Genomic DNA, 15,420 nt, shown 5'->3' with positions numbered 1-15,420 from the left:
CCGCAGCAGATCGACAACGCAATCGAGCCTGACGCGACCGTTGCAGACGTGGTTCACGTCGCCGGGGGACGTCTGCTCCGCACGCAGGGCGTCACCGCACCTGCCGGATTCCGCGGTGCCGGAATTGCTGCCGGTATCAAGAAGAGTGGCAAGTCGGACCTCGCATTGGTGCTCAACGAGGGACCCGATCTGGCCGCTGCCGGCGTCTTCACCCTGAACAAGGTCAAGGCAGCTCCGGTGCTCTGGTCTCAGCAGGTCCTGACGACGGGCAAGCTGCGCGCGGTGGTGCTCAACTCGGGCGGCGCGAACGCCTGCACGGGCGCGGGTGGATTCCAGGATGCACACAAGACTGCCGAGGAAGTTGCTTCGGCACTGAGTAATTGGGGCACCGAGACGGGCGCGATCGAGGTCGCTGTCTGTTCGACCGGACTTATCGGTGACCGCTTGCCCATGGACAAGCTGATCCCCGGTGTCACCGAGGTGGTGCACGAACTGGCCGGCGGAATCTCCGGCGGCACCGACGCGGCATACGCGATCATGACCACCGATACCGTGCCGAAGCAGGCGTCGCTGCACCACGCGAACAAATGGAACGTCGGCGGAATGGCCAAGGGCGCAGGCATGCTCGCGCCTGCGCTGGCCACCATGCTGTGCGTCGTCACGACCGATGCTGTCGCAACGGCGGATCAGCTCGATACCGCTCTGCGCGCCGCCACCCACCTGAGCTTCGATCGCCTCGACGTCGACGGCGCCACGTCCACCAACGACACCGTGCTCCTGTTGGCCTCCGGCGCCAGCGGTGTCACGCCGACGCAGGACGAACTGAACGCCGCAGTGCTGGCCGTGTGTGATGATCTCGCGGATCAGTTGATGGCAGACGCCGAGGGTGTCACCAAGCGGGTCAAGGTGACGGTTCGCGGCGCGGCGTCCGAGTCCGATGCGTTGATCGGCGCCCGGACCATCGCCCGCGACAGCCTGGTCAAGACAGCGCTTTTCGGTTCCGATCCCAATTGGGGTCGCGTTCTCGCCGCAGTGGGTATCGCTCCCATCGAGCTCGATCCCGATCGAATCAGTGTGTCCTTCAACGGGAGTCCCGTCTGCATCGACGGCGTCGGCGCTCCGGGAGCGCGTGAGGTGGACCTGAGCGGGATCGACATCGAACTCGACATCGACCTGGGAATCGGCAACGAGTCCGTGAGCATTCGCACCACGGACCTCTCGCACGCGTACGTCGAAGAGAACTCGGCGTACTCGTCATGACCGAGACGTATCCCGTGATCAGCGAGCATCAGAAGGCGCATGTCCTCGCCGACGCGCTGCCGTGGCTGCAGCGATTCCGAGACAAGGTGGTCGTGGTCAAGTACGGCGGAAACGCCATGATCGACGAGACACTCAAGACCGCCTTCGCCGCGGACATGGCGTTCCTGCGGACTGTCGGCATCCACCCCGTCGTCGTGCACGGCGGCGGCCCGCAGATCAACGCGATGCTGGCACGCCTTGGCATGAAGGGTGAGTTCCGCGGTGGTTTCCGGGTCACGACGCCCGAGGTGATGGACGTCGTCCGGATGGTGCTCTTCGGTCAGGTGGGCCGTGAACTCGTCGGGCTGATCAACGCGCACGGTCCCTACGCGGTCGGTATCTCCGGTGAGGATGCGCACTTGTTCACCGCTACTCGACGCACTGTTGCGGTCGAGGGAGAGCAGACCGACATCGGCCTGGTCGGAGACGTCACTACCGTGAACCCGGACGCGGTACTCGATCTCATTGCAGCAGGACGTATTCCGGTGGTCTCGACCATCGCACCCGACGCCGACGGTGTCGTCCACAACATCAACGCCGATACCGCTGCTGCCGCACTGGCCGAGGCGATCGGTGCCGAGAAGCTCGTTGTCCTCACCGACGTCGAGGGCCTGTACACCGATTGGCCGGACCGATCCTCGCTGGCCACCGAGATCGACACCGACGCCCTTGCTCAGTTGTTGCCGAGTCTCGATGCCGGCATGGTGCCCAAGATGGAGGCCTGCCTTCGCGCGGTGCGCGGAGGTGTGCCGTCGGCGCACGTGATCGACGGTCGGCTCGAACATTCAGTCCTACTCGAACTTTTCACCGGTGAAGGAATCGGCACGATGGTCGTGCCGGGTTCCTCGGTCGCCGGTCCCCAGCAGGGAGCTATCTCATGAGCACGATCGATCTGCAGCAGCGGTGGTCCGCTTCGCTGATGAACAATTACGGCGTACCCCGGGTTGCTCTCGTCCGCGGTGACGGCGCCGTACTCACCGACGCCGACGGCAAGCAGTACGTCGACTTCCTGGCCGGAATCGCCGTCAACATCCTCGGACACGGACATCCGGCCGTCGTCGAAGCCGTGACTACTCAGCTGTCGACACTCGGCCACGTGTCCAACCTGTACGCCAGCGAGCCGGTCGTCGAGTTGGCGGAGCAGCTGCTCGCTCATCTCGGCAACGTCACCGGGCGCGCGTTCTTCTGCAACTCCGGTACCGAGGCGAACGAGGCTGCCTTCAAGCTCGCTCGCGCCACCGGCCGGAAGAAGATCATCGCAGCCGAAGGCTCCTTCCACGGTCGCACGATGGGGGCACTCGCTCTGACGGGTCAGCCGGCCAAGCGGGCGCCGTTCGAACCGATGCCCGCCGGTGTCGAGTTCGTGCCGTACGGCGACGTCGAGGCACTCGAGCAGGCCGTCGATTCCGACACCGCCGCTGTGTTCCTCGAACCGATCATGGGTGAGGGCGGCGTCGTGGTGCCACCCGAGGGCTACCTCGTCGAGGCTCGGCGGATCACCGCCGAACGTGGTGCGCTGCTCGTACTCGACGAAGTGCAGACCGGCATCGGCCGGACCGGCTGGTTCTACGCACATCAGGCAGTCGGCATCGTGCCAGACGTCATCACTCTTGCGAAGGGACTCGGCGGCGGAATGCCGATCGGCGCCTGCATCGCGACCGGGGCAACGGCAGAGTTGTTCGGACCGGGCAAGCACGGTACGACGTTCGGTGGCAATCCGGTGTGCGCTGCGGCGGCACTTGCCGTGCTGAAAACCATTGCAGCGGAAGACCTGATCTCACGCGCCGACAGCTTGGGCAAATCGATCTCGGCGGGCATCGAAGATCTGGGCCATCCGTTGGTCGACTACGTACGGGGATCAGGACTGTTGCTGGGTGTCGTGCTGACCGAGGACGTCGCGCCGGCAGTGGAAAACGCAGCGCGCGAAGCCGGGTACCTTGTGAATGCAGCGCAACCCGGAGTGATCCGGTTGGCGCCGCCGCTCATCCTCACGGACGAGCAGGCCGAAACCTTCGTGGCAGCACTACCTGCCATCTTCGACAGTGCACTATCGGCTGACCAGCCGGGGGAGAAGTGACTACCGTGGTGAAACACTTTCTCAGGGACGACGATCTGACTCCTGCGCAGCAGGCCGAAGTTCTCGAACTCGCAGCGATTCTCAAGAAGGACCCGTTCGCTCGGCGTCCGCTCGAGGGTCCCCGCGGAGTCGGTGTCATCTTCGAGAAGAACTCGACGCGTACACGTTTCTCGTTCGAGATGGGCATCGCACAGATGGGCGGTCACGCTGTCGTCGTCGACGGGCGCAGCACTCAACTCGGTCGTGAAGAGACGTTGGCGGACACCGGACGCGTACTCTCCCGTTATGTCGACGCCGTCGTGTGGCGCACGTTCGGCCAGAAGCGCTTGGAGCAAATGGCAACGGGTGCAACGATTCCCATCGTCAATGCATTGTCCGACGAATTTCATCCCTGTCAGGTTCTGGCCGACCTGCAAACGCTGATCGAACAGAAGGGTGAGCTCAAGGGGCTGAAGCTGACCTACCTGGGCGACGGCGCCAACAACATGGCTCACTCGCTGATGCTCGGCGGAGTGACCGCAGGCATAGACGTCACCATCGCAAGCCCCGCCGGCTTCGAACCGGCGGACTGGGTCGTGGCAGCAGCACGCAAACGCGCCGAGGAAACCGGCGCGACCATCACCCTGACGCAGGACCCACAGGCCGGCGTCGTCGGCGCCGACGCGTTGGTCACCGACACCTGGACCTCGATGGGTCAGGAGAACGACGGACTCGATCGGGTCGGACCTTTCCGTCCGTTCCAGATCAACAAGGAGCTGCTCGCAAAGGCAGATCCGAAGGCCGTCGTCCTGCACTGCCTGCCCGCGCATCGCGGCGAAGAAGTCACCGACGAGGTTCTCGACGGGCCGCAGAGTGTTGTCTGGGACGAGGCGGAGAACCGTCTGCACGCCCAGAAGGCATTGCTCGTGTGGCTGCTGGAACAGCGAACCCAACTGGACCCGGCGTGAGCGTCGCTCCCACTCGGGCTGGTCGCCAGTCGCGCATCATCGCGCTTCTGGCGGCTCACCCTGTCCGAAGTCAGACGGAGCTGGCGGCCTTGCTCGGTGCCGAGGGCATCGAAGCAACGCAGGCGACGCTCTCGCGTGACCTCGAAGAGCTGGGAGCGGTGAAACTGCGAGCCGCCGACGGCGGCGCCGGTGTTTACGTGGTGCCGGAGGACGGGAACCCGGTACGCGGTGTGGCCGGCGGTACCGACCGCCTCTCACGGCTGTTGGGTGAGTTGTTGGTCTCCACCGATTTCAGCGGCAACATGGCGATCCTCCGGACACCGCCGGGAGCCGCGCACTACCTCGCGAGCGCACTGGATCGGTCCTCGATGCCGGACATCGTGGGCACGATCGCCGGAGATGACACCATCTTCGTAGTGGCCCGGGAACCGCTTTCCGGAGCGGAACTCGCGGCCATGATCGAATCGCTCGCCTGACCCCTTATTCTTTGATAGAGATTTTCAACCGAAGGAGCACAAAAACCATGGCCGATCGCGTCGTACTCGCCTACTCGGGCGGGCTGGACACTTCTGTTGCCATCAGTTGGATCGGTAAGGAGACCGGCGCTGAAGTTGTCGCCGTCGCCATCGATCTGGGGCAGGGTGGCGAGGACATGGAGGTCGTGCGTCAGCGCGCGATCGACTGCGGCGCAGTCGAATCCGTTGTCGTCGACGCCCGCGACGAGTTCGCGGACGAGTACTGCTTGCCGACCATCGCGGCCAACGCCCTGTACATGGACCGCTACCCGCTGGTCTCGGCCATCAGCCGTCCGCTGATCGTCAAGCACATCGTCGAAGCTGCACGCTCGCACGGCGGCACCATCGTCTCGCACGGTTGCACCGGTAAGGGCAACGACCAGGTTCGCTTCGAGGTCGGATTCGGCGCCCTCGCACCCGACCTTCAGGTCATCGCACCGGTCCGCGACTACGCCTGGACCCGCGAGAAGGCCATCGCCTTCGCCGAAGAGAACAACATCCCGATCAACGTCTCCAAGAAGTCGCCGTTCTCGATCGACCAGAACGTCTGGGGCCGCGCCGTCGAAACCGGATTCCTCGAGGATCTGTGGAACGCGCCGACGAAGGACGTCTACGACTACACCCAGGACCCGACGGTCAACTGGAACGCACCCGACGAGCTCATCATCAGCTTCGACAAGGGCCGCCCGGTCGCCATCGACGGCCGCCCGGTGTCGGTTCTCGAAGCCATCCAGGAACTGAACAAGCGCGCAGGCGCTCAGGGCGTCGGCCGTCTCGACGTCGTCGAGGACCGTCTCGTGGGCATCAAGAGCCGTGAGATCTACGAAGCTCCCGGCGCCATGGTTCTCATCACCGCACACCAGGAACTCGAGCACGTCACCCTCGAACGCGAACTCGGTCGCTACAAGCGTCAGATGGAGCAGCGTTGGTCCGAGCTGGTCTACGACGGCCTCTGGTTCTCGCCCCTCAAGGACGCGCTGGACACGTTCGTCAACAAGACGCAGGAACGCGTTACCGGCGACATCCGTCTCTTCCTGCACGGTGGAGCCATCACCGTCAACGGTCGTCGCAGCCCGGAGTCGCTCTACGACTTCAACCTCGCGACGTACGACGAGGGCGACAGCTTCGACCAGTCCGCATCGAAGGGCTTCGTCGAGATCCACGGTCTGTCGTCGAAGGTCGCCGCGAAGCGCGATCTGGGACTCTGAGCCATGACGGCTCACGGTGACGGAGACGCTCAAAAACACGGCACCAACGAAGGTGCGCTGTGGGGCGGGCGGTTCGAGTCCGGACCGGCCGCTGCCATGGCGGCGCTGAGCAAGTCGACTCACTTCGACTGGGTCCTCGCTCCGTACGACGTGCGGGCGTCGCAGGCGCATGCGCGTGTGCTGAACAAGGCAGGCCTGCTCAGTGAAGCCGACCTCGTGACAATGCTCGACGGTCTCGACCGCCTGGCGGCAGATGTTGCCAGTGGCGCCTTCGGGCCCAGCGAGTCGGACGAGGACGTACACGGCGCACTCGAGCGTGGTCTGATCGAGCGTGTCGGGCCTGAGGTCGGTGGGCGCCTGCGTGCTGGACGTTCGCGAAACGACCAGGTGGCCACGCTGTTCCGCATGTGGCTTCGCGATGCAGTCCGCCGCATCTCCACCGGAGTTCTCGACGTGGTCGACGCATTGGCGACTCAGGCCGGGGCGCATCCGGATGCCGTGATGCCGGGCAAGACGCACCTGCAGGCGGCTCAGCCGGTCCTGTTGGCGCATCACCTGCTCGCTCACGCACATCCACTGTTGCGGGACGTGCAGCGCCTTCGCGACTTCGACGTGCGAGCTGCGGTGTCCCCGTACGGTTCCGGTGCACTGGCCGGTTCCTCACTCGGACTCGATCCCGAAGCGATTGCGGCGGAACTGAAGTTCGACAGCTCGGCCGAGAACTCGATCGACGCAACGGCTTCGCGTGATTTCGCAGCCGAGGCAGCGTTCGTGCTCGCAATGATCGGTGTCGATCTCTCCCGTATGGCGGAAGAGATCATCATCTGGAGCACACCGGAGTTCGGCTACATCACGCTTGCCGACGCGTGGTCGACGGGATCGTCGATCATGCCGCAGAAGAAGAATCCGGATGTCTCGGAACTGACGCGCGGTAAGTCGGGTCGTTTGATCGGCAACCTGACCGGATTGTTGGCGACGCTCAAGGCTCAGCCGCTGGCGTACAACCGCGATCTGCAAGAGGACAAGGAACCGGTTTTCGACTCGGTTGCGCAGCTCGAGATGCTGCTCCCGGCCATCACCGGTCTGGTGCAGACGCTCGAGTTCCACACCGAGCGCATGGCGGAACTAGCTCCGGCAGGGTTCACGTTGGCCACCGACATCGCGGAGTGGATGGTGCGTCAGGGCGTGCCGTTCCGGGTTGCACACGAGGCTGCTGGAGCGTGTGTGCGTGTCGCCGAAGCGCGAGGCGTCGGACTCGAAGATCTCACGGACGAGGAACTGGCCGGCGTCGACAGCGCGCTGACACCCGCTGTTCGTGAGGTGCTGACAGTCGAGGGTTCCATCGCTTCGCGCAACGCGCGAGGCGGCACCGCGGGGGTGCGGGTTGCCGAGCAGCTGGACGGAGTCAAAGCAGTGGCGCAGTCACTGCGGGAATGGACCCTGTGACCTCGCGGTCACGAGTGTTGTCGCTCTCTTTTCGGCAGTAGTCCTTCGGTCGTACGCGGTCAGGTAGCAGAATTTGCTCCCTGACCGCGTACGCGTATTCGTCGTCAGTAGGCTTGTCGCGCGCGGGAAAAATGAGACTGACGTCACATGGTGAGTAACTTGGGAGTGAAATGGTGGGATTGAATTCCAAGTCTGTGCTGGGCCCGATTCGTCGGGTGGTTGCGACAGCACAAAACGGCCTCGAGGTCGTCCGGTTGGGTGGGCTGGAAACGGATGCGACCACTTCGCCGTTCGAGATCGTCGAACGCGCAGCGATGTATCGGCTACGGCGCTACTTCCCGGACAGTGACCCGGAAACCGTCGGCGCACCGATCTTGCTGATCCCGCCGATGATGATGTCGGCGAACGTGTACGACGTGACCCGTGACCAGGGCGCTGTGGGAATTCTGCACGAGATGGGCCTTGATCCCTGGGTCGTCGATTTCGGTTCGCCCGACTCGGAAGAGGGCGGTTGGGATCGTAATCTCGCCGATCACATCATCGCTCTCAGCGACATCGTCGATCACATCCACCGTCACACCGGAAAAGATGTTCACATCTCCGGTTATTCGCAGGGTGGCATGTTCGCCTATCAGGCTGCCGCGTATCGGCGTAGTCGAAACATCGCCAGCGTCATCACCTTCGGCAGTCCGGTCGACACACTCGCCGCGCTACCCTTCGGCATCCCGGCGGGATTGGCAACCAAGGGTGCAGATTTCCTCGCCGATCACGTCTTCAATCGCCTGGCGGTCACCGGGTGGATGGCCCGTACCGGGTTCCAGTTGCTCGATCCCGTGAAGACGCTGAAGATGCGCGTCGACTTTCTGCTTCAACTGCACGACCGTGAGGCGTTGCTTCCGCGGGAGCAGCAACGACGCTTCCTCGCGACCGAGGGTTGGGTCGCGTGGTCGGGGCCCGCGGTAGCCGAACTGCTCAAGCAGTTCATCGTGCACAACCGAATGATGACCGGTGGGTTCGTCATCAAGGATCAATTGGTCTCGCTCGCCGAGATCACCTGCCCCATCCTGGCATTCGTCGGCGAGGTCGACGACATCGGCCAGCCGCAAGCGGTTCGAGGCATCAGTCAAGCCGCTCCGCGGGCGAAGGTCTACGAATCTACCTTGCGTGCAGGTCATTTCGGTTTGGTTGTCGGTTCCACCGCGGCCAATCACACCTGGCCGACCACCGGTGAATTCGTGCAGTGGACCGAGACGGGTGGACCCCTCCCGGACCGTATCGCGAACATGGTCTACGGCGCCGACCTCGAAGACCAGACCGGTGTGTCGATCAGCAATCGGATCATCCACACCGTCGCCTCGGTCGCTGAAGTAGGTGCAGGAGTCACCAAGGGAATCAGTGACCTTGCCGCCGGTGCGTTGCGCGGCACTTTCGAATTGTCGGGAGAAGCGGCACGAGCGTTGCCACGTCTGGCTCGACTCAACCAGATTCAGCCGCACACCAAGATCTCGCTGAGCCAGTTGCTGGCGGAGCAGCGTCGAAAGGCGCCGAACGGCGAGTGCTTCCTCTTCGACAATCGCGTGCACACCTATGAAGCGGTCAACGCGCGTATCGACAATGTCGTGCGTGGATTGATCTCCGTGGGAGTGCGTCCGGCAGCGCATGTCGGTGTCCTGATGGAGACCCGCCCCAGCGCACTCGCGGCCATCGCGGCCCTGTCGCGACTTGGTGCCGTCGCGGTCATGCTTCCGCCAGGCTCCGACATCACGGCGGCGGTCAAGCTGGGGTCGGTCGATCGGATCATCACCGATCCGGAAAACGTCGATGCTGCAGTGGTTGCCGGTCGGCCGGTACTGGTGCTCGGCGGCGGCGATGCCCGTGGCCTCGAGGTGGATCCGTCACACGACGTGATCGATCTCGAACAAATCGATCCGACGAAGGTCAATCTGCCCGGGTGGTACCGACCGGATCCCGGTGTCGCCCGCGAACTCGCCTTCATCATCTTTGCGGAATCCGGCGGTGTGCTCGAGGCCAAGCAGATCACCAACTACCGGTGGGCACTGTCGGCCTTCGGCACGGCCACGGCGGCAGATCTCGATCGCGGTGACACCGTGTACTGCCTTGCACCACTCCATCATTCGTCGAGTCTGCTCGCGACCATCGGTGGTGCCATGGCCGGTGGCTCACGCATTGCGCTCTCACGTGGACTGAACCCCGCGAGGTTCGTCGAGGAAATCCACCGCTACGGCGTGACGGTCGTGAGTTACACGTGGTCGATGATGCGCGAGATACTCGACGAGGATCTTCTTCTCATCGACGGTAGTCATCCGGTCCGCCTGTTCATCGGTTCGGGCATGCCCCATGGTCTGTGGAAGCGGACAACGGAGGCGTTCGACCCCGCGCAGGTACTCGAGTTCTATGCGTCGACCGAAGGCGACGTGATTCTTGCCAATGTTGCAGGCTCCAAAGTTGGTTCCAAGGGGCGCCCACTGCCGGGTAGCGCGCAGGTGCGGTTGGCGGCATACGACCCGCTGAGTGGTCGTCTCCTCGAGAACGGAAACGGATTTGTCCGTGAGTGCGCCGAAGACGAGGTCGGATTGCTGCTCGGGCGCGCGGGATTCACCGCCGATCTCTCGGGCGGAGCCATGCGAGGTCTCTTCCAAGCCGGCGATTCGTGGATTCCCACCGAAAATCTCTTCCGCCGGGACGCCGACGGCGACTACTGGCTGATCGACCACAAGAACACGGTCATTTCCACGCTCCGCGGTCCCGTGTTCACCCAGCCGATCGTCGACGCGTTGTCGAGTGTGGCGCGGGTGGATCTTGCCGTTGCATACGGAGTCGGTGACGCGCCGCATCAGCTGGCGGTCGCTGCCGTGACATGGCGTCCGGGACGGCAGTTCCGTTCTGCCGAGCTTGCAGAGGCCCTCTCGCGCATCGCTTTCGACGCTCGTCCGGATATCGTGCACGTGGTTGACGAGATCCCGGTGGGTTCGTCGTACCGTCCGAGCTCCACTGCGTTGGCCGCGGCCGGATTGCCGGCGCCGGGGCCACGGACGTGGTTCCTCGATTCCGAGTCGCAGTCGTACAAGCGGCTGACCAAGGCAATTGCCGCGCAGTTGATGCCGACGAGGGTGAGCACCGGAGCACGGTAGCCTGAGGACATTCTGTTTGATCGGTTCGAGAGGACTCACGTGGCTATTGATTCGACGTTGCTCAGCATTTTGGCCTGCCCCCAGGACAAAGGCCCGCTGTTGCTGGTCGGGGACGAGTTGCTCTACAACCCGCGCCTGCGGCGTGCCTACCCGATCGAGAACGGCATTCCCGTTCTGTTGATCGACGAGGCACGCGATGTGGCGGACGACGAGCACGAGAAGTTGCTCGCGCGGGCTGAAGGCTAGATCGGTAATTCACCGGTCAGGTACCGCTGGAGGTTCGGAGCCACCAGCGGTACCAAAGCGTCAAAGCTCAATGATGCGAGTGGTTCGAGTCCGAGCACATATCGCGTGACAAGCAGTCCGGCCATCTGAGAGGCCACCAATTCCGCTCTGATCAAGCCGGTACCAGGTGGTGTGTCCACCCGCGGAATGATGTCGTGCAATACGACATCGAGCAGAAAGCTCTGGATCAGCTGCGATCCGTCGCCGGAAATGGCTGATCGAAAAGCCGCCAGAATCGCCGGCTGATGTTCCGAATCCCATAGCCCGATCACCGCCCGGAGAAGGCTTTCGCCGAGGTTTTCGGTCGGGGAGGTGTGAACCGGTCCCAATACCTGGACTGGATCGATCGGTAGCGCGATCGCAGCGGTGAACAACTGCTCCTTGCTCCCGAAATGGTGATGAATCATAGCCGGATCGACGTCAGCGGCCGCAGCTATCGATCGAACGGTTGTTCGTCGAAAACCGTTCTGGGAGAACGCCCGTCGCGCCGAATCGAGGATCTGCGCGCGAGTCTCCGACTTGCCCGGTCGTCGCCCCGAACGAATCGGTGCAGGACTCGTGTCCTTGTCGGTCATGGAGTGCGGCGATCGAGTGTGGCCGCGGCCAGCGATAGTGCGGCGGCGGCGAAGCCCGCTATGACGGCGAGATCACGCCACATCTGACCCGTCGCGTCGGCATGCATCGACACTTGCTGAAGTGCGTCGACGGCGTAGCTCAAGGGGAGGACGTTGCTGATCCATTCGAGCCAGGTCGGCAATTGGTCGCGCGGTACCAGGAGTCCGCAGAGGAAGAGCTGTGGAACCACAACTACCGGCATGAATTGCACCGCTTGGAACTCGGTCTTCGCGAATGCGCTGGCCAACAGGCCTAGCGCAACGCCCAGTATTGCGCCGAGAACTGCAATGACGATGACCCAGGCAAGACTGCCGGCGATGGTGAGTCCGAGGAATCCGAAAGCAACCGCGCACGCGAGAGCTGCTTGAGCGGCGGCGGAGAGCGAAAATGCCGCCCCGTATCCGGCGAGAAGGTCGAGTTTGCCCATCGGTGTGGTGAGCAGGCGTTCGAGGGTTCCTGAACTGCGTTCGCGCTGCATGGCGATGGATGTGACCAGGAACATCACCACAAACGGCAAGATTCCCAACATCGTGATCGCCACTCGTTGGAAGAGCGAAACCTGGCCGGGTGGCGTCGGGACGTCTTGGTAGAGGAAATACAGCAAAATCATCAACAACGACGGGACCAACAAGATCATGGCCACCGTGCGATGGTCCTGGCGGAGCTGAAGCAGAATGCGTACGGTCGTAGCGCCGAAGATCCTGATGCTCATGATATTTCACCTCCGACGGGTGAAGTCCGAATCAGCTCGAGAAAGGCGTCCTCGAGCCGTTCACATTTGGTTTTGGCGCGCAATTCATCGGGTGTGAGTTGAGCGAGGAGGTGCCCGTCTCGCATCAGGATCAGCTCAGCGCAGTGGTCGGCCTCATCCATGACGTGGCTCGAGACCAACAGGGTGGTTCCGCTGCGAGCAAGGTCAGCGAATCGTTCCCACAATTCGACGCGAAGCACCGGATCGAGGCCGACGGTCGGTTCGTCGAGGATCAACACATCAGGTGACGCCACCAACGCGCAAGCCAGCGAGACTCGCCCGCGTTGACCACCAGACAGATCGGCGGCGGTCTGGTCGGCGTATCGGCTCAATCCGACGGCGTCGACCGCTGCTGCGACGTCTGCGCCGGATTTTCCGTACAGAGCGCCGAAATACTGAACATTTCGCGTGACCGTCAGGTCGCCGTACACACTGGGGGATTGGGTGACGTACCCGATCCGACGGCGAAGGGCAACGGACCCGGCGCGATCTCCCAGGACTCTGACCTCACCGCTTTCGACGATCTGCGTTCCGACTATCGCGCGCATGAGGGTTGTCTTGCCGCAACCGGAGGGTCCGAGCAGTCCGGTGATCGATCCTGCTGATACCTGCAGGTCAAGCGAGTGAAGAACTTCGTGCTTGCCGCGAATGACTCGTAGTCCGCGGATGTCTATTGCCGGCGTTGTGGTCACGGTTCGCCTCGTTTCAATAATTCATCACTTGTTGAATTATGCGACTCGGCCGACCGATGAGTCAACGGCGTGGGCACAATCGAAGGGTGAGCATCGAGACCTTGGAAAATGTGGAGAACCCGTTGGAAGCGGGCCTGACAATTCTCGGCTCGACCCTGACCGTCGACGACATCTCGCTGAGGATCGTCGAGGTCGAGGCGTACGGAGGGGAGAAGGACGGGCCATGGCCGGATCCGGCAGCACATTCGTATCGGGGGAGAACGCCGCGGAACAGCGTGATGTTCGGGCGGGCGGGGCGTCTCTACGTCTACCGCAGCTATGGAATGCACTTTTGTATGAACATCTCGTACGGCCCGGATGGTGTCGCAGGTGGTGTTCTGCTCCGAGCGGCCGAAATCGAGGCCGGTCACGATGTGGTGTCTGCTCGGAGATCGCCGGATCGACCATCTCACCAATGGGCCAGAGGGCCGGGTAATCTCGGTGCTTCCGCCGCAATCACGCTGGGGGACAACGGAACAGACGTGTTCGACCCGGCGTCGCGGATTCGGCTCGAATTGGGGGAGTCGAAGGAATGGGTCAGTGGACCGCGGGTGGGGGTCAGTACCGCGGCGGAGGTTCCGTGGCGCCTGTGGATTCCGGACTCGCGAGCGGTGTCCGCGTATCGCCGAAGCCCGCGAGCGCCGGTCATTTCGTGAAGATGGGATGATCGAGTCCGTGACTGAGAATATTCTCGACGAACTGACCTGGCGCGGGCTGATCGCCCAATCAACCGATCTCGACGCTTTGCGTAAAGATCTCGAGGCCGGACCGGTCACGTTGTATGCGGGCTTCGACCCGACAGGACCGAGCCTGCACGCAGGTCACCTGGTTCCGCTCCTCGCGCTCAAGCGGTTTCAGCGCGCCGGCAACCGCCCGATCGTTCTTGCCGGCGGTGCAACGGGCCTGATCGGAGACCCCCGTGACGTCGGGGAACGGACGATGAACTCCGCCGATACCGTCGCGGACTGGGCAGGTCGCATCCGTGGTCAGCTCGAACGATTCGTGGATTTCGACGATTCGCCGACGAGCGCGGTCATCGAGAACAACATGAACTGGACCGGCAAGATGTCGGCCATCGACTTCCTGCGTGATGTCGGCAAACACTTCTCCGTGAACGTCATGCTTGCGCGTGACACCGTGAAGCGTCGTCTCGAGTCGGACGGGATGTCGTACACCGAGTTCAGCTACATGCTGCTCCAGGCCAACGACTACCTGCACTTGCGACGCGACCTCGGCTGCACTCTGCAGGTCGGCGGGTCCGATCAGTGGGGCAACATCATTGCCGGCGTCGAACTCAACCGTCGTGTCGACGGTGAGAGCGTTCATGCAATGACGGTTCCGCTGGTGACCTCGGCCGATGGCAAAAAGTTCGGAAAGTCGACCGGTGGCGGAAGTTTGTGGCTCGACCCCGAGATGACCAGCCCGTACGCCTGGTACCAGTACTTCGTGAACACCGGCGACGCCGACGTGATCAAGTACCTGCGCTGGTTCACCTTCCTGACTGCGGACGAACTCGCAGAGTTGGAGACTGCAACGGCAGAGCGGCCGCATGCGCGAGAAGCGCAGAAGCGACTTGCCGCGGAGATGACGACCTTGGTTCACGGGGAACACAACACCCGTGCTGTCGAGCTCGCCAGTCAGGCGTTGTTCGGCAAGGCGGAGCTGGCGGAACTCGACGAGTCGACGCTAGCCGCGGCGCTGAAAGAAGCATCGGTCAGCGAATTGGCGCCGGGGGAGCCGCGCACGATCATCGATCTGCTCGTGACGAGCGGCTTGTGCGAGAGCAAGGGGGCCGCTCGACGCGCCGTGAAAGAGGGCGGTGCTTCGGTGAACAACCAGAAGGTGTCGGCCGACGACTGGGAGCCCACCGCATCCGATCTGCTTCACGGCAGCTGGTTGGTCGTCCGGCGCGGAAAGCGCAACTTCGCCGGCGTGAGAATCCTTCCGAACTGACGTGTGTGGGGTCACAGTTGTCTAGCGGGGCTCCTGTGGCCGCTGGTGGCCCGCCTCCGGGCGGGCTACCAGCGGATTTAACCTGTCGAACATCTGCGACCTGCACGTTTGACGCTCAGTTTTCATTCGCGTAACTTTGTCCAAGTCAGAGCGACACGGACACCAACCCCGACCGACAGGCCGGGGAAACGCGGTTGGACGAAGTCGGAGACGATCACGCTCAGTGGGAACTTGCTTCCTTGGAGCGAACAAGCTAAGATTGTAACCCTTGCCCCGGAGCTTTCAACCTGGTTGAAGTGATGGTGTGTGCGTGTTCTTTGAGAACTCAACAGTGTGTCGATGAATGTCAGTGCCAAATTTTTTTGGTACTTCACATCCGCGAATGATCAGCCGCCTCTTGGGGTTTGGTTGGTTTGTGTGTGGTGTGAGTATTTTTCGTCG

General features: G+C 62.9%; 14 protein-coding genes. 11 read left to right on the top strand and 3 right to left on the bottom strand.

Annotated features, from left to right (window positions below; genetic code table 11):
* Nucleotides 1-21 precede the first annotated feature (21 nt).
* From argJ to QRN54_RS24010, 9 genes are all read left to right on the top strand, one after another.
* Entirely contained in the window at nt 22-1,260 is a 1,239-nt protein-coding gene (gene argJ / locus QRN54_RS24050) for a bifunctional glutamate N-acetyltransferase/amino-acid acetyltransferase ArgJ (protein WP_050656537.1), read from the top strand.
* Nucleotides 1,257-2,180, top strand: a complete 924-nt coding sequence (gene argB, locus QRN54_RS24045; RefSeq protein ID WP_125051139.1) for an acetylglutamate kinase — start codon at nt 1,257-1,259, stop codon at nt 2,178-2,180. The genes argJ and argB overlap by 4 nt, the downstream gene beginning before the upstream one ends.
* Nucleotides 2,177-3,376, top strand: a complete 1,200-nt coding sequence (locus tag QRN54_RS24040) for an acetylornithine transaminase (RefSeq protein ID WP_007736227.1) — start codon at nt 2,177-2,179, stop codon at nt 3,374-3,376. Before argB ends, QRN54_RS24040 begins: the two co-directional genes overlap by 4 nt.
* Nucleotides 3,373-4,323 (top strand): ornithine carbamoyltransferase, encoded by a 951-nt coding sequence (argF, locus tag QRN54_RS24035; RefSeq protein WP_021334039.1) that lies wholly within the window; start codon nt 3,373-3,375, stop codon nt 4,321-4,323. The genes QRN54_RS24040 and argF overlap by 4 nt, the downstream gene beginning before the upstream one ends.
* A complete protein-coding gene (locus QRN54_RS24030; RefSeq protein WP_007736224.1) occupies nt 4,320-4,799 on the top strand; it encodes an arginine repressor in 480 nt (159 codons plus the stop codon). Before argF ends, QRN54_RS24030 begins: the two co-directional genes overlap by 4 nt.
* Before the next feature lie 47 nt (nt 4,800-4,846).
* Complete coding sequence (locus QRN54_RS24025) at nt 4,847-6,046, top strand: argininosuccinate synthase (protein ID WP_007736221.1); 1,200 nt, start codon at nt 4,847-4,849, stop codon at nt 6,044-6,046.
* Nucleotides 6,047-6,049: 3 nt separating this feature from the next.
* A complete protein-coding gene (gene argH / locus QRN54_RS24020) occupies nt 6,050-7,492 on the top strand; it encodes an argininosuccinate lyase (protein WP_003944092.1) in 1,443 nt (480 codons plus the stop codon).
* Nucleotides 7,493-7,662: 170 nt separating this feature from the next.
* Nucleotides 7,663-10,644, top strand: coding sequence for an acyl-CoA synthetase (locus QRN54_RS24015; RefSeq protein ID WP_285183203.1), 2,982 nt, complete (start codon nt 7,663-7,665; stop codon nt 10,642-10,644).
* Nucleotides 10,645-10,683: 39 nt separating this feature from the next.
* Complete coding sequence (locus tag QRN54_RS24010; RefSeq protein ID WP_003944045.1) at nt 10,684-10,890, top strand: Trm112 family protein; 207 nt, start codon at nt 10,684-10,686, stop codon at nt 10,888-10,890.
* On the opposite strand, the gene QRN54_RS24005 is transcribed toward QRN54_RS24010, so the two are convergent.
* From QRN54_RS24005 to QRN54_RS23995, 3 genes are read right to left on the bottom strand one after another with little or no spacing between them, the layout of a single operon-like run.
* Nucleotides 10,887-11,504: a TetR/AcrR family transcriptional regulator gene (locus QRN54_RS24005; protein WP_285183200.1), complete on the bottom strand. Its 618-nt coding sequence runs from the start codon at nt 11,502-11,504 to the stop codon at nt 10,887-10,889. The two genes, QRN54_RS24010 and QRN54_RS24005, sit on opposite strands and share 4 nt — an antisense overlap.
* The gene (locus QRN54_RS24000; protein ID WP_285183198.1) at nt 11,501-12,256 is read right to left on the bottom strand and encodes an ABC transporter permease; all 756 of its coding nucleotides are present in this window, start codon (nt 12,254-12,256) and stop codon (nt 11,501-11,503) included. Before QRN54_RS24000 ends, QRN54_RS24005 begins: the two co-directional genes overlap by 4 nt.
* Nucleotides 12,253-12,987 carry an ABC transporter ATP-binding protein gene (locus QRN54_RS23995; RefSeq protein WP_285183197.1) on the bottom strand — a complete coding sequence of 245 codons (735 nt, stop codon included), beginning with the start codon at nt 12,985-12,987 and terminating at the stop codon, nt 12,253-12,255. The genes QRN54_RS24000 and QRN54_RS23995 overlap by 4 nt, the downstream gene beginning before the upstream one ends.
* Nucleotides 12,988-13,073: 86 nt before the next feature.
* Between QRN54_RS23995 and QRN54_RS23990 the strand changes: the two genes are divergently transcribed.
* Nucleotides 13,074-13,682, top strand: coding sequence for a DNA-3-methyladenine glycosylase (locus QRN54_RS23990; RefSeq protein WP_285183196.1), 609 nt, complete (start codon nt 13,074-13,076; stop codon nt 13,680-13,682).
* Nucleotides 13,683-13,701: 19 nt separating this feature from the next.
* Complete coding sequence (gene tyrS / locus QRN54_RS23985) at nt 13,702-14,979, top strand: tyrosine--tRNA ligase (protein ID WP_007736194.1); 1,278 nt, start codon at nt 13,702-13,704, stop codon at nt 14,977-14,979.
* The last annotated feature ends 441 nt before the right edge of the window (nt 14,980-15,420 follow it).

Source organism: Rhodococcus sp. MEB032 (assembly GCF_030208925.1).
Classification (GTDB): domain Bacteria; phylum Actinomycetota; class Actinomycetes; order Mycobacteriales; family Mycobacteriaceae; genus Rhodococcus_F; species Rhodococcus_F qingshengii.
The sequence above is the reverse complement of the archived record's forward strand: the minus strand, read 5'-3'. Positions and strand labels throughout refer to the sequence as shown.